14 protein-coding genes are annotated in these 13,682 nt (G+C 69.1%); 9 read left to right on the forward strand and 5 right to left on the reverse strand.

Annotated features, from left to right (window positions below; translation table 11 throughout):
* Nucleotides 1-112 precede the first annotated feature (112 nt).
* The 3 genes from P73_RS12045 to P73_RS12055 all read left to right on the forward strand — a co-directional run bounded on the left by P73_RS12045 (nt 113) and on the right by P73_RS12055 (nt 2,075).
* Nucleotides 113-799, forward strand: coding sequence for a GntR family transcriptional regulator (locus tag P73_RS12045; protein WP_043869743.1), 687 nt, complete (start codon nt 113-115; stop codon nt 797-799).
* Nucleotides 796-1,629 (forward strand): GNAT family N-acetyltransferase, encoded by an 834-nt coding sequence (locus P73_RS12050; RefSeq protein WP_043869744.1) that lies wholly within the window; start codon nt 796-798, stop codon nt 1,627-1,629. Before P73_RS12045 ends, P73_RS12050 begins: the two co-directional genes overlap by 4 nt.
* A 71-nt stretch (nt 1,630-1,700) precedes the next feature.
* The gene (locus P73_RS12055) at nt 1,701-2,075 is read left to right on the forward strand and encodes a YybH family protein (protein WP_043869745.1); all 375 of its coding nucleotides are present in this window, start codon (nt 1,701-1,703) and stop codon (nt 2,073-2,075) included.
* 25 nt (nt 2,076-2,100) lie between these two features.
* Here P73_RS12055 and P73_RS12060 read toward each other — a convergent pair whose 3' ends face one another.
* Nucleotides 2,101-2,556, reverse strand: a complete 456-nt coding sequence (locus P73_RS12060; RefSeq protein ID WP_043869746.1) for an Lrp/AsnC family transcriptional regulator — start codon at nt 2,554-2,556, stop codon at nt 2,101-2,103.
* A gap of 117 nt (nt 2,557-2,673) precedes the next feature.
* Here P73_RS12060 and P73_RS12065 point away from each other — a divergent pair, with 117 nt between their 5' ends.
* Nucleotides 2,674-3,219, forward strand: coding sequence for an RBBP9/YdeN family alpha/beta hydrolase (locus P73_RS12065; protein WP_043869747.1), 546 nt, complete (start codon nt 2,674-2,676; stop codon nt 3,217-3,219).
* A gap of 3 nt (nt 3,220-3,222) precedes the next feature.
* On the forward strand, nt 3,223-3,855 hold the full coding sequence (locus tag P73_RS12070; protein WP_043869748.1) for a LysE family translocator: 633 nt from the start codon (nt 3,223-3,225) through the stop codon (nt 3,853-3,855).
* Between the two features lie 2 nt (nt 3,856-3,857).
* On the opposite strand, the gene P73_RS12075 is transcribed toward P73_RS12070, so the two are convergent.
* Entirely contained in the window at nt 3,858-4,622 is a 765-nt protein-coding gene (locus tag P73_RS12075) for a helix-turn-helix domain-containing protein (RefSeq protein WP_043869749.1), read from the reverse strand.
* A 91-nt stretch (nt 4,623-4,713) separates the two neighbouring features.
* On the opposite strand from P73_RS12075, the gene P73_RS12080 reads away from it, so the two are divergent.
* The 4 genes from P73_RS12080 (at nt 4,714) to P73_RS12095 (ending at nt 9,443) form a co-directional block, all read left to right on the forward strand.
* Complete coding sequence (locus tag P73_RS12080) at nt 4,714-5,454, forward strand: sulfite exporter TauE/SafE family protein (RefSeq protein WP_082033215.1); 741 nt, start codon at nt 4,714-4,716, stop codon at nt 5,452-5,454.
* 124 nt (nt 5,455-5,578) lie between these two features.
* Nucleotides 5,579-6,124, forward strand: a complete 546-nt coding sequence (locus tag P73_RS12085) for an AAA family ATPase (protein ID WP_043869750.1) — start codon at nt 5,579-5,581, stop codon at nt 6,122-6,124.
* Between the two features lie 217 nt (nt 6,125-6,341).
* Complete coding sequence (locus tag P73_RS12090) at nt 6,342-8,564, forward strand: FepA family TonB-dependent siderophore receptor (protein WP_052453228.1); 2,223 nt, start codon at nt 6,342-6,344, stop codon at nt 8,562-8,564.
* A gap of 276 nt (nt 8,565-8,840) precedes the next feature.
* Nucleotides 8,841-9,443 (forward strand): nitroreductase family protein, encoded by a 603-nt coding sequence (locus P73_RS12095; RefSeq protein WP_043869751.1) that lies wholly within the window; start codon nt 8,841-8,843, stop codon nt 9,441-9,443.
* Nucleotides 9,444-9,679: 236 nt separating this feature from the next.
* Here P73_RS12095 and P73_RS12100 read toward each other — a convergent pair whose 3' ends face one another.
* Genes P73_RS12100 through P73_RS12110 form a run of 3 tightly spaced genes read right to left on the reverse strand, consistent with a single transcriptional unit; the run spans nt 9,680 to nt 13,503 of the window.
* A complete protein-coding gene (locus P73_RS12100) occupies nt 9,680-10,333 on the reverse strand; it encodes a phosphoribosyltransferase (protein WP_043869752.1) in 654 nt (217 codons plus the stop codon).
* A gap of 15 nt (nt 10,334-10,348) precedes the next feature.
* Nucleotides 10,349-11,659, reverse strand: coding sequence for an erythromycin esterase family protein (locus P73_RS12105; protein WP_052453229.1), 1,311 nt, complete (start codon nt 11,657-11,659; stop codon nt 10,349-10,351).
* Nucleotides 11,660-11,682: 23 nt separating this feature from the next.
* Complete coding sequence (locus P73_RS12110; RefSeq protein WP_052453230.1) at nt 11,683-13,503, reverse strand: YbhB/YbcL family Raf kinase inhibitor-like protein; 1,821 nt, start codon at nt 13,501-13,503, stop codon at nt 11,683-11,685.
* Nucleotides 13,504-13,682: the final 179 nt, after the last annotated feature.

A 13,682-nucleotide genomic window follows, 5' to 3' on the forward strand; every position in this document is an offset into this window, starting at 1 on the left:
CAATTTTGTATACGATTTAAATCGCCCGAGGGCGGCTGTAGGGTCTGCTTGTCCTCTCCGGCGCGAATCGGAAAGACAGGACAGCAGAGGGCGCCCGTCGGCGCGGAATGAGATGAACAGGATCGAAACCAGGCACCGGAGCAGCGACGCCGTCGCGGCGGATCTCGAGCGCGCGATCCACGAGCACCGGCTGCCGCCCGGCACGAAGCTGGGGGAGGACGAGCTCGGGGAAGCCTATGGCATCAGCCGCACGATCGTCCGTGCCGCGCTCCTCGCCCTGTCGCACCGCCGGCTCGTGGAGCTGAAGCGCAATCGCGGCGCCTATGTCGCCCAGCCTTCCGTCCGCGAGGCCCGCGAGGTGTTCGAGGCCCGCTCCCTGCTCGAGCCCCGCACCGCCCGCTCCGCGGCCGAGCGCATGACCGAGGAGGATCTCGCGATCCTGCGGGCGAATATCGGCAACGAACATGCCGCGCTCGACGCCGGCGAGAACGGGCATGCGCTCTTCCTCTCCGGCCAGTTCCATACGGAGATCGCGCGGATCGCGGACCAGAGCACGATCGAGGCGCTCATTTCCGAGCTGATCTCGCGGTCGTCGCTGATCATCGCGCTCTACTGGCGGCGGCGTGCGGCGCTGTGCGAGACCCAGGCCCATCACGCGCTGCTGGACGCCTTCGCCCGCCGCGACGGCGCGCTGGCCGAACAGCTCATGAAAAGTCACCTTCTGGACCTCGTCGCCTCGCTCGACCTGCGGAACGTCAAGCAGCCGCCGACCTCCCTGCGCGAGGCGCTGAAGCGATGAGCGCCGTCCTCTGTCGCCGGGCCACCGCCGTGGAGGTGGCGCAGATGCTCGACTGGGCCGCCGAGGAGGGCTGGAATCCCGGCCTCGACGATGCCGCGGCCTTCCGCGCGTCGGATCCGGAGGGATTTTTCGTCGCGGAGCTCGACGGCCGGGCGGTCGCCGCGATTTCCGTCGTCAACCATTCCGACGATTTCGCCTTCCTCGGGCTGTACCTCTGCCGGCCGGGCTTTCGCGGCCGGGGCATCGGCTTCGCGCTCTGGACCCATGCGCTCGCCCATGCGGGGCGGCGGACCGTCGGCCTCGACGGGGTTGCGGCGCAGGAGGCGAATTACGCGACCTCCGGTTTCGTGAGGGCCGGACGCACCCGGCGCCTCTGCGGCAGGCTGCCGGCCGCCGGTCCGCATCTGCCCCGAGAGCCGGCCCATGACCCCGCGGCGATCGCGCGGCTCGACCGGGCGGCGACGGGCGTGGCGCGTCCGGCCTTCCTGCGCGAATGGACGTGGAACGGCCCGACCCGCAGGACCGTCCTGCTCCCCGGACCGGGCGGCATCGCCGGCTTCGCCACCGCCCGCCTGTGCCGGAGCGGCTGCAAGATCGGGCCCGTCGTCGCCCCCACCGCCGAAGAGGCGTTCGAACTGGCGGTCCGGGCCGCTGCCGCGCTGGACCGGAGGAAGGTCATGATCGACATTCCCGACAGCAGCGCCGGCTTCGGCCGGCTGCTGAGGGCGCGGGAGTTCACCGAGACCTTTGCGACCGCCCGCATGTATCGCGGTCCTGCGCCCGTCGTCGGCACGGGGTTGCAGGCGGTGGCGACACTGGAACTGGGGTGACCGCGGCAGGCGGGCCGCGCGGTGCGGCTCCGGGAAGACGGGAGACACCGCCAGATGGAGGAGTGCGGCAGATGACCGAGGACGAAAAGGCGATCCGGCAGGTCGTGGAGACCTGGATGGCGGCGAGCAAGGCGGGCGATATCGCAACCGTGCTGGCATTGATGACCGACGACGTGGTCTTTCTGGTGCCCGGACAGGAACCGTTCGGGAAGGAGGCTTTCGCCGCCGCCTCGGACAGGCTGGCCGAGGCGCGGATCGAGGGGACGAACGAGATCCTCGAATTGCAGGTTCTGGGGACCTGGGCGTTTCTCCGCAATCGCGTCGACATGACGGTGACCCCCTCCGGCGGCGCGCCCCTCCGTCGCACCGGCCATACGCTCTCGCTCCTGCGCAAGGAGGCCGACGGTCGCTGGCGCCTCGCGCGGGACGCCAACCTCCCGATGTGAGCGCCGCGGCGAAGGTCCGTCGCCGTCAGGAGAGCAGGGCCTTGCCCAGCGGCTTCACGGGTTCGGAGCGCAGGACGAGCGAGGTGGTGACCGCGCCGAAGCGCGCGACCGTGTCGACGAGGGTTTCAAGCTGCGCGGGGGTCGGGACCAGCACCTTGAGCAGGAAACAGTCCTCTCCCGTCAGGCGATGCACCTCGATGACATGCGGCATCCCGGCAAAGGCGCGCAGGGCCGGCCTGATGTGCTCATGCGTGGTCCTGAGCCGGATGATAGCCGTCATGCCGAGCCCCAGCGCCGCCGGGTCCACCCGCACGCCATAGCCCGTGATGATCCCGCGATCTTCCAGCCGCCTGACCCGCTCCGACGTGGCCGGCTGCGAAAGCCCGATGCGCCGCCCGACCTCTGAAAGCGGCATGCGCGCGTTCTCCTGGAGGGCCTCCAGTATCGCGATGTCCAGGCGGTCGAGCGTGCGCGTCGGCATTCGTGGCCCTCTGTTCCGTTAAATCATCGGAAGAATGTCACAGACGCCGATGATTTGCCATTCCACACCGGCGCGTCACAGGCGAAACTCACGCGGGGCGACGGTCAGGAGCGGCGCATGACTCACGGTTTCATCATGGTGCCCGGCATCGGCGGGTCCGGCCCCGAGCATTGGCAGAGCCACTGGGAGGAGCTCTGTCCGCGCGCCACGCGGATCGCGCCGGCCTCTTGGGACCGGCCGGATCTCGCGGACTGGATCGCCGCACTGGACCGGGCGGTCGCCGGTTGCTCCGGCCCGCCCGTGCTCATCTGCCATTCCCTCGGCTGCCTGCTCTTCGCCCATTGGCGCGTGGCGTCCTCCCGCGCGATCGCGGCGGCCTTTCTCGTCGCCGTGCCGGATCCCGCGGGTCCGGCCTTCCCGCCGCAGGCGGAGGCGTTCGGTGCCTTGCCGGTGCAGGGCTTCGGGCGCGGGCCGGTGCTGGCCGTCGCGAGTTCGGACGATCCCTACGATCCCCGAGGGCGGGGGATCGGCTGGGCGGCCGCTCAGGGCGCGCGGCCCTGCCATCTCGGCCCGCGGGGGCATCTGAACGGCGCCGCGACCCTCGGCGCATGGCCGGAGGGGCAGGCCCTTCTGGCGGGCTTCCTGCACGAGATCGGAGGATAGGGCATGGACATCCCCACCGCACTCCTGAGCTTTTCCATCGCCGCGGCTTTGCTGACGATCACGCCGGGGCTCGACACGGCCCTCGTCCTGCGCACGGCGGCGGTCGAGGGGCCGCGCCGGGCGATGCTGGCGGGGGCCGGTGTGGTCACCGGCGTGCTGGCCTGGGGGCTGATCACGGCGCTCGGGCTCGGCGCGATCCTGGCGGTCTCGGACCTGGCCTACCGCGCCATCCGGCTCGCGGGTGCGGCCTACCTGATCTGGCTGGGGGCGGGCATGCTGCGCGCGGCGATCCGGCCCGGTCCGCGGCCCTTTGCCAAGGTGGCCGCGCCGCCCGCGCCCAACTGGTTCCTGCGCGGGGTGATGACCAACCTCCTGAATCCCAAGGTCGGCGTGTTCTATGTGAGTTTCCTGCCGCAGTTTCTGCCCGAGGGCGTTCCGGTCGTGGCCTTCAGCGTCCTTCTTGCCGGCCTGCACGCGGCGATGGGGCTGGTGTTCTTCGCGGTCCTCACCGTCGCGACAGTGCCGTTCCAGACTGCGCTGAGCGCGCCGCGGCTGCCGCGGATCCTCGACGGGTTGACCGGCAGCGTGCTCATCGCCTTCGCCTTGCGCCTGCTGGCGGAGCGGAGGGTCGGATGAGTTCAGACCCCCATCCGGCGCTGCATCTGGCCGGGCGTGATCCCATAGGCGGCATGGAAGGCGGCGACGAAGCCGCTCGCGGTGGCATAGCCTGCGGCATGGGCGGCGGTCTGGACGCTCGCGCCCGCCATCAGCGGCGCGAGGGCGCGGGCCAGCCGCAGCGCGCGCATCCAGGTGGCCCAGTTCCGGCCCGTGTCGCGGGCGACGAGGCGTTGCAGGCTGCGCCGCGACAGGCCGAGGGCCTCGGCCCAGCGGTCGAGCGGCTGTTCGGCGCCGTCGAGATGGGTCAGGGCGATCCGGCGCAGCCGGGGATCGGCGGGCAGGGGGAGGCCGGGTGCTCCGGCGGGCCGGGCAAGACGATCCCACAGCACCGCCGTCAGCCGCGCGAAGGCGGGCTCACGCCGGTCCGAACGCGGGGCACCGGCCAGGGTTCGGAGCACCTCGCGCTCCAGAGACCCCAGCGCGAAGGGGGCGGGATGATCCGGCAGCGGCGCATGTCCGGGCAGGGCGTAGAGATTGACGGACTGCCGCGCGCCCCCGGCACGGATCCGGTGGGGGCAGTCCGGCGGCAGCCAGATCGCCATGCCGGGGGAGACCAGATGCAGCGCGCGCCCGGTCTCGACCGTGACGGGCCGGTCGGGGCACCAGGCGAGTTGCCCGCGCCGGTGCGCATGGGTGTCCGGCATGGTGCCGCGGGAAAAGCCCGTCACAGTGCCGATCACCGGGCTGCCGTCCTCGACAAAGCCGCCGATGTCATCCGTCTGCATTCCGGCACCTCCACGACATCATCTGGCACCGGCGCGACACATTTTTCCAGTCTTTCGTGCAGGATCGCGCGGCAGAGGAACGGAGGACCGGATGCGGATCGAGGATATGGGACTGCTCGCGGGTGCGGGCCTGCTGGGCGGGCTGTGCAACGCGATTGCGGGCGGCGGCACTTTCTTTACCTTCCCGGCGCTTCTGGCCGCGGGGCTGTCGCCGGTGACGGCGGGCGCGACGAGCGCGGTGGCGATCTGGGCGGGGCACGCCGCGAGCCTGATCGGCGAGGGCGCGGTGCTGCGGCAGGAACTCGGCGCACGGCCGGGGCGGGTGGCGCTGTTCGCGCTGGCCTCGGCGGGGGGCGCGGCGCTGCTGCTCGCATCGGGCGACGCGCTGTTCCGGCAGATGATCCCCTGGCTCCTGCTCTTTGCGACGCTGCTCTTCGCGGCCGGTCCGGCGCTGAACCGCTGGCTGGCGCGTCGGGAGGTGAGCGTCCCGCCCGGCATCGCCGGCCTCGCGGAGGGGATCGTGGCGGTCTATGGCGGCTATTTCGGGGCGGGGCTGGGGGTGCTGCTGCTGGCGCTGCTCACCCTGACCGGAGGCGAGAACCTGTCGCGGCTGAACGTGGTCAAGAACGCGCTGGCGACGCTCGCGACCAGCATCGCGGTGCTGATCTTCGCCTTCGGCGGGGCGGTGGCCTGGGAGCCGGCCGTGCTGGTCTTTCTGGGTGCGGCGGCGGGCGGCGTGCTGGGCGGCCGGCTGGCGCGCCGGGTGAGCCCGCGGGCGCTGCGCGTCGCGGTGGTGGGTCTTGGCCTCCTGCTGAGCTGGCACTATGCGTGAGGCCGGGGAAAGGTCACGGCGACCGGCCGGGCGCGGGGCGCTGCCCGCGGATGCGCCGGGGCGGATCGTCGCATCGGGCGCGTGAGGGGACGCTCTCAGCAACAACCACACTAACAGGACCACAATGCACAAACGGTTTTTCGTCATCACCGGCGGGCCCGGATCCGGCAAGACGACGCTCGTCGCCGCGCTGGCGCAGAGGGGCCTCGCCACGATGCCCGAGGCCGGGCGCGCGATCATCCGGGACCAGAGCCGGATCGGCGGGTCCGGCTGGCACGGGCAGGACCGGCGGCTCTTTGCGGAGCTGATGCTCGGCTGGGAGATGCGTTCCTGGCACGAGGCGCAGGCGCTGGAGGGGCCCGTGGTCTTCGACCGCGGCATTCCCGACGTGATCGGCTATCTCATGCTCTACGAGGGACGGGTGCCCGATCATCCGCTCCGCGCGGCGGAGCTGTTCCGCTACAACCCGACCGTGTTCCTTGCCCCGCCCTGGTCTGAGATCTTCGGGCAGGATGCGGAGCGGGCGCAGGGCGCCGGGGAAGCCGTCGCCACCGCCGGGGCGATGGAACGGGCCTACAGGGCGGCGGGATACGAGGTTCTGCCCCTGCCTCTGGCCCCGGTCGCGGCGCGGGCGGATTTCGTGATGGAGCGGATCGGCACGGGCGGGTGACGGCAGGCCGGGCGGCATGTCCCGCCGCATGGTGGAGGAATGGTGGAGGAAAAGGCAGCAAGGCCGCCGGAGCTGGAAAAAAGAGACAGTTTCAGAAATCTGACAAAAATACTCTGATTCTGTCTTGCCACAGGCAATCACGAATGTTTGAAACGCCTCCGACAGCGAGCGTCCGCCAGCCGATCCCCCAGACATCATCTTTTTGAAGGAAGGTTCCATGCGAATAGCTGGATATGCCGCGCGGAGCGGCACGGCTCTCGGATTGCTGCTCTCGGCCACCCTCGTTCCCGCGGTCGTCGCACAGGAGAGCGAGGAAATCATGCTCGATCCGATCGTGATCACCGCCGAGGAGCAGATCAAGCAGGCGCTCGGCGTCTCGCAGATTTCCGCGGAAGATCTCGAAAGCCAGCCCGTCACCAACGATTTGTCCGAAGTCATCCGCCGGATGCCCGGCGTCAACCTCACGGGCAACAGCGCCTCGGGGCAGCGCGGCAACCAGCGCCAGATCGACATCCGCGGGATGGGGCCCGAGAACGTGCTCATCCTGATCGACGGCAAACCCGTGACCTCGCGCAACGCCTCGCGCATGGGGCGCCAGGGCGAGCGGGACACGCGCGGCGATTCCAACTGGGTTCCGCCGGAACTGGTCGAGCGGATCGAGGTCATTCGCGGCCCGGCGGCGGCGCGCTACGGTTCGGGCGCCGCCGGCGGTGTGGTGAACATCATCACCAAGAAGCCGGACGAGCCGACCGTGTCCGCGGGCCTGCATTTCGACATTCCCGAGAGCGAGCTCGAGGGCGTCACCCGGCGGATGAACCTTCTGCTCGCCGGGCCGATCAACGACAGGCTCAGCTATCGCCTCTATGGCAACTACAACAAGACGGGCATGGATTCCGCGGACATCAACGACGGGGACGCCGCCGGGTCCGAGGGCGTGACGAACCGCGACATCGGCGGCCTGCTGCGCTGGGATATCAACGAGAACCACAGTCTCGATTTCGAGTTCGGCTATTCGGAACAGTGGAACGCCTTTGCCGGCGAGACCGGCTTCGGCAGCGGCGTCACCAGCGTTATCTCCGCAGACAATGACGGGGACGGCGTAGAGGACACGTTCTATAACGTCTACGGCGAGAAGACGAACAGCAGCGAACGCAAGACGCTCGCCCTGACCCACCGGGGCAGCTATGCGTTCGGGGAATCGCACAGCTTCATCCAGTGGGAAAACACGCTCGACAGCCGCCTTTGTCCGGGCCTCAACGGCGGCGGGGAAGGGACGCTGAGCTTCTGCGTGGACCGGGACGGAAACGGGGTGAGAGACGATGTCGCCTTCATCGACACCGAATACGATGCGATCTCTGCCAAGACGGAATGGTATCTCCCCGGCACCGTGATGGGCCGGGAGGCGAGCTATACGTTCGGCGGGGAATTCCGGGGCGAGAAGATCGACCAGACCGTGCCGGAGGAGGTCACCGACCGTGACACGAGGTTCGAATTCCGCAACAGCGACTATACCTCGCAGAAGCTCTACGGCATCTATGCCGAGGCGAATATCCTCGCCTCCGAGCAGCTGACGCTGACACCGGCGCTCCGCTACGACTACAGCGACCGGTTCGGCGACCAGCTTTCCCCGAGCCTGAACGCGACCTGGGAGTTCGATCCCGAATGGTCGATGAAGGTCGGCGTCGCGCAGGCGTTCAAGGCGCCGAACCTCTTCCAGCTCAACCCGGACTACTACTACAATACGCGGGGCAGGGGCTGTCCCGCCGGCTATTCCGGCCCGTGCCGGATCCGCGGCAATGACGATCTCCAGGCGGAAACCAGCATCAACAAGGAAATCGGCTTCGCCTATGAGGGGGACAACGGCATCAACGGAAGCCTGACCTACTTCCACAACGACTACAAGGACCGCATCGCGGCCGATGTGGTGGACGGCGAAACGGACCCCGATACCGGCGGCTCGGTGTTCCAGTGGAACAACGTCCCGGAAGCCGTCGTGAGCGGCATGGAGGGCAATTTCTACACGCCGATCGGCGACGATTACGCCTTCAACGCGAATGTCACCTACATGATCGAGTCCAAGAACAAGCAGACCGGCAACCCGCTCAGCCTCGTGCCGGATTACACGATCAACGCGGCTTTCGACTGGCAGGCGACGGACGATCTTCTGGTGACCCTCTCCGCGACGCATTACGGGCGGATCCCGACCATCACGCGGTCGCTGAGCCAGAACGAGGAAATCACGGATGAGGACGCGCTGACCGAGCGGGATCCCTACACGCTCTTCAACCTCGCGGCCAAATGGGACATTTCCGAGGCCTCTTATGTCACAGCCGGGGTCACCAACCTGTTCGACAAGCAGATCAAGCGGACGAGCGAAGGGTCGGAGACCTTCAACGAGCCGGGCCGCGGATTCTATATCGGCCTTCAGAAATCCTTCTGAGGCTTTCGCAGGTGAAGACGGCGCCGCCCTTCGGGGCGGCGTGATCTTTTGCGGCGCGGGGGGAGGCCCGCTCTCCCCGGCAGGCGCCTTTCCGTTCGCGAAGTGCGACGCACTTCCTCCCCATGCCTGCGGAGGAGGCATTTCCGGCCGACGCGGGCGCCCTTTTTCATATAGGCACGACGGCTGTTCACAGCCGCACAGTCCCGAGCATTGCGATGGCGCGGCGATGGGAGGAGAGATGGTCCGGACGCACGAACCCTTCAGGAGACATGACACGTGACCAACAAAACACTCGAACTGCTGATGAAACGCCGATCCCAATATGCGCTTGGCAAGACGCTTCCGCTCTCCGCGGATCAGGCGGAGGCGCTGATCAAGGAGGCGGTCCGGCAATCTCCCTCCTCCTACAACTCCCAGAGCTCGCGCGCGGTGATCCTGTTCGGCGCGGAAAGCGAGAAGGTCTGGACGCTGATCGAGGCCGAACTGCGCAAGATCGTCCCGGCCGACGCCTTCGCCTCCACCGAAGCCAAGATGAAGAGCTTTGCCGCCGGTGCCGGCACGGTGCTGTTCTACGAGGACCAGGAGGCGGTGCGGACCCTTCAGGAGCAATTCCCTCTCTATGCCGACGCCTTTCCGGGGTTCTCCAGCCATTCCTCCGGCATGGCGCAACTCGCGGTCTGGACCGCGCTCGCCGAAGAGGGGATCGGCGCGAGCCTCCAGCATTACAGCCCCATCGCGGATGCGGCGCTCGCGGAGGCCTTCGGCGTTCCGGCTGGATGGAAGCTGATCGCGCAGATGCCCTTCGGATCGAACGAGGCGGGGTTCCAGGAAAAGACCTTCATCGACGACGACGCGCGGTTCATCACCCTCGGGAAATGAGGCCGACCGCGGTCGCCTGAGCCGGACCCTGACACGGGCGCCGTCCGAAGAAAGGCGGCGCCCGTAGTGACGCGGCGCGAAACGTGCGTGAGCCTGCCCGACCGGCGCGCGACCTGCCGGTGCGGTGAGACGGGCAGGTGAGATGGGCCCCGGTCCCTTGCCGGGCCGCGCCGCCGCAGGTCGTCCCGCGGCAGAGGCGTTTCGGAAGAGGCCCCGCCATCGCGCCGGTCAACGGATCAGCCGTCCTCCCGCGCCGCCCGCAGCAGCGCGATCACCTCCTCATCCGGGGTCTGCCCGAAATCGCGGTAGTGGAAGCCCACGGCGCGGAACGGTTCGGGCGTGGAGAGGCAGACGATCTCCTCGGTCTCGCCTTCGAGATCGGCCAGAACCTCCGCGGGCGCGACCGGTACCGCGAGGATGCGGCGCGCGACGCCTTCCTTCGCCAGCGCCCTGAGCGCCGCGCGCATGGTGCCGCCGGTGGCGATGCCGTCGTCCACCACGATCACGCTGCGGCCGCGGAGGGGAACCGGAGGCGCGCGCTCGCGGTAGAGCGTGCGTCGGCGGTCGATGACCGCAAGCTCCCGCTCCCGTTCCGCTGCGACATGCGCCTCGGACGGGCGGAGCTGGCGCATCACGCTGTCGTTCAGCACCACCTGCGGCTCCGGCCCGTCGACGATTGCGCCGATGCCGAGTTCCGGATGGCCCGGCGCGCCGAGCTTGCGCACGAGCACGACATCGAGCGGGGCGTGAAGCGCGCGGGCCACTTCGGCCGCAACCGGGACGCCGCCGCGGGGCAGGGCGAGGACCACCGGATCCTTCCCCGCCCAGGGCGCCAGCGCCGCGGCGAGCTGGCGGCCGGCGTCGGTGCGGCTGTCGAAGGTCTGGGGCATGGAGCGTCCTCCCGTTCAGAGGCCGAAGGGCCAGGTGTCGTCGGGGCCGTGCCGCGCCTCCGGGCCGAGCGGGGTCAGCGCCCGCGTCTCGTCGAACCAGACCCAGCCGTCGAACTGCTCGGGCAGGACGGCCTCGGCATAATGACTCTGGAATTCCGTGGCCGGCCGGTAGATGACGCCGATGAAGCGTTCGAGCCGCGGCTCCGACAGCTTCTCCGCAAGACCCGCGTCGCTTCCTGTCTCGAGCAGGAAGCGCGGGTGGCCGGTCTCGTGGCAAAGGCGTTCGTAGCTGTCGGCGCGGGAGGGGGTGATGCGTTTCACCTCCATCGGAGCGTCCCAGTCGGAGGCGGCGGCGACCGTGCCGCCATGGGTGCCGAAGCCGATCAGCTGCGCCCCGGACCCGAAGCGTTCCCGGCAGAGCTGGCCGATATTCACCTCGTCCCGGCGCCAGCCCATGTCGGTCGCCCGCGCATCTCCGATATGGGAATTATGTGCCCAGACGATGGCCTTCGCCTCCGGCCCGCCCGCCTCGAGAAGCTGGCACAGCGTGTTGAACATATGCGTGTCGCGCAGGTTCCAGGCCGCCGCGCCACCGCGATACATCGTGCGGTAATACCGTTCCGCCGCCGCGACGAGCCGTGCGTTCTGTGTCGCGTCGAGCAGGGCGTCGCCGTCCGGCCTGTCGCGGTCCAGAAGCGCGCGGCACTGTTCGACCACCGCCTCCTCGCAGGTGGAATGGCCGTGCAGGGCCGCGCGGCCATAGGCGGCGGGCCGGTCGGCCCAGGGCGCGAGGCAGCCGTAACGGTCGCGCGCGATTGCGGCCGCCTCGGGGTCGACCTCCTCGAGATAGGCCAGCACGGCGCGGATCGAGGCGGTCAGGCTGTAGAGGTCGAGCCCGCGGAAGGCGACGCGATCCTCCGGCGCCCGCCCGGCGTTCCAGTCGCGCATCCAGCCGACCAGCGCGGCGATCTCCGTGTTGCGCCACATCCAGGTGGGGAAGCGTTGGAACGGCGCCTCACCGGATGGTGTGTGCCGGTGGCGGATATGGGCGTCGATGGCGGCGGCATCGGGCCAGTCCGCCTCGACCGCGACGATGCGCAGGCCGTGGTGTTCGATCATGTGCCGCGTGATCGCCGCGCGGGCACGGTAGAATTCGGCGGTGCCGTGGCTCGCTTCTCCGAGCAGGAGGACGCGCGCATCGGCCCAGCGGTCGAACATCCGGGCGAAGGCCGGGTCGTCGACCTGGGGCAGCGGTTCGGCGGCCTCGCGCAGGTCGCGGATCAGCTCCCGCTCGCTCGCGACCGTCCTGCCGGTGCTGTCGTCCATTGCAGTCCTCCTCCTTCCTGCGGTCAGTTGCCCTGCGCTTCTTCGGGGGCGGGGCGTTCGTAGCTGCCGGTCAGCTCTCCTGCTGCGATGACATGCCCCTCCATCGCGGACAGCACCTCCTCGCGCGTCGCGCCCGGCTCGGGGCCGAGCTGATCGACATCGAGGGCGAAGATCTGGAAATGATAGCTGTGCGGCCCGTCCTCCCGTGGCGGGCGCGGTCCGTGATAGCCGATCTGCCCGCGGCTGTTGGTGCCCTGCTTCGCGCCCTCCGGGTCGGGCAGGACGGGCGCCGTCGGCCGCCCCTCCGCAAGCGAGGTGGTGTCTGCCGGAATGTCGTAGACGATCCAGTGGACGAAGGGCTTCGGCTCCGCCGCATCCGGGTCTTCGGCGATCAGCACGAAGGACGCCGCCTCCTCCGGCGCGTCGGCCCAGGACAGGGGCGGCGAGGCGTCGTGGCCTTCGGCGGCGTGGCTGAAGGGGATGGCCTCACCCGCCGCGAAACTCTCCGAGCTGACGGAGATCCCGGCCCCGGCGTCGAATTTGGCCATGGCCAGATCGTCGGTGCGCGGATCCGGGACGAGGTTCGGGACGCTGGCCGTTTCGGCAGTCTCGCCCGCTCCGGCCTCGCCGGAATAGGAGATGCGCCAGATGATCCCGTTCGCGTCATCCGCGAGCAGGAGCGATCCGTCGCGGTCCTCGGCAATGCCCGCCAAGCGGGAGAGGAAGCCGTAGCCGCCCGCCTCGGTCTCGATCAGGAAACCTTCGGCGAAATGGTCCCAGGAGGCCGGTTCGCCGTCCTGGAAATCGAGCCGCGTCACCTCGTAACCGCTCGGGGGGCGGCGGTTCCACGAGCCGCGCATCGCGATGAAGGCATCGCCGCGATATTCCTCGGGGAAGGAGGTTCCGGAATGGAATACCATCTGCATCGGCGCGGCATGGGCGGTATATCCCAACTCCGGCTCCCGGCTCTGCGCGGCCCATTGTTCGAGCGAAATGCCCTCCGGCGGCGCGTCCTGCGGATTGAAGTTGGAGAAATCGTAGACATAGGGCCAGCCGTATTTCGTGCCCTGCTCGATGAGGTTGAATTCCTCCTGCTGTTCCTCGTCGCCCAGCCAGTCGGTGCCGTGATCCGCCCCGTAGAGGCGGCCGCTCGAGGGATCCCAGCCGAAGCCGATGGTGTTGCGCAGGCCGCTGGCAAAGATGCTGCGGCTCGAGCCGTCAGGCTTCGCGCGCAGGAGCGTCGCGTTTTCCGGGCTGGTCTCGTCGCAGGCGTTGCAGGTCGATCCGACGCTGATATAGAGCATGCCGTCGGGACCGACCGCCACCATCCTGTTGGGATGCTGCCCGCCCTCCGGCAGGTCGTCGATGATCCGCTCGAGCGTGCCGAAACTGCCGTCCTCGTTGACCGGGGCCGTGTAGACATCGGTCACGGTGACCAGATAGGCGGTGTCGCCGTCGAGGGCGATCCCGTGCAGTCCCGGTCGCGCGGCGACCGTCTCGTGAGCCTCGAACCGGCCGTCGCCGTCCTCGTCGATCAGGCGGATCACGTCGCTTTCCGACCTGCGCGTGGCATAGACGGTCCCGCTGTCATGGACGGCAAGGATGCGGGTGTTGCCGAGATCGCGGGCGGCGACGGAGACCTCGAACCCCTCGGGCACCCGGATGAGGGAGGCGAGTTCGCTGTCGTCGGAGACGGTGATCGGCTCGGGCTGAAGGACCGAGTTGCTGATCGTCGCGTCCGAATATTCGCCCACCTCGCCTTGCGGCTGCGCGAGGGCGGCGCCTGCGAGGGCTGTGGTGAGCAACGCGGCGCCCGCACGGGCGGAAGACATGGGGATGGGCATGGAAAACCTCCTGAACACCGCCCCAGAAAGAGATCGCGGGGCGGAATGTTCCCGCCGCGGGTGAAAAACCGCGGCTCGGCCGGGGATTTCCCGGAGGGTCGCCGGAAAATCGGGCAGTCGCCTGCGGGAACGGGGACAGAGGGTGCGGATCGCCGGGCGCTGCGTTGACCGATTGCATG

Source organism: Celeribacter indicus (assembly GCF_000819565.1).
GTDB classification, from domain to species: domain Bacteria; phylum Pseudomonadota; class Alphaproteobacteria; order Rhodobacterales; family Rhodobacteraceae; genus Celeribacter; species Celeribacter indicus.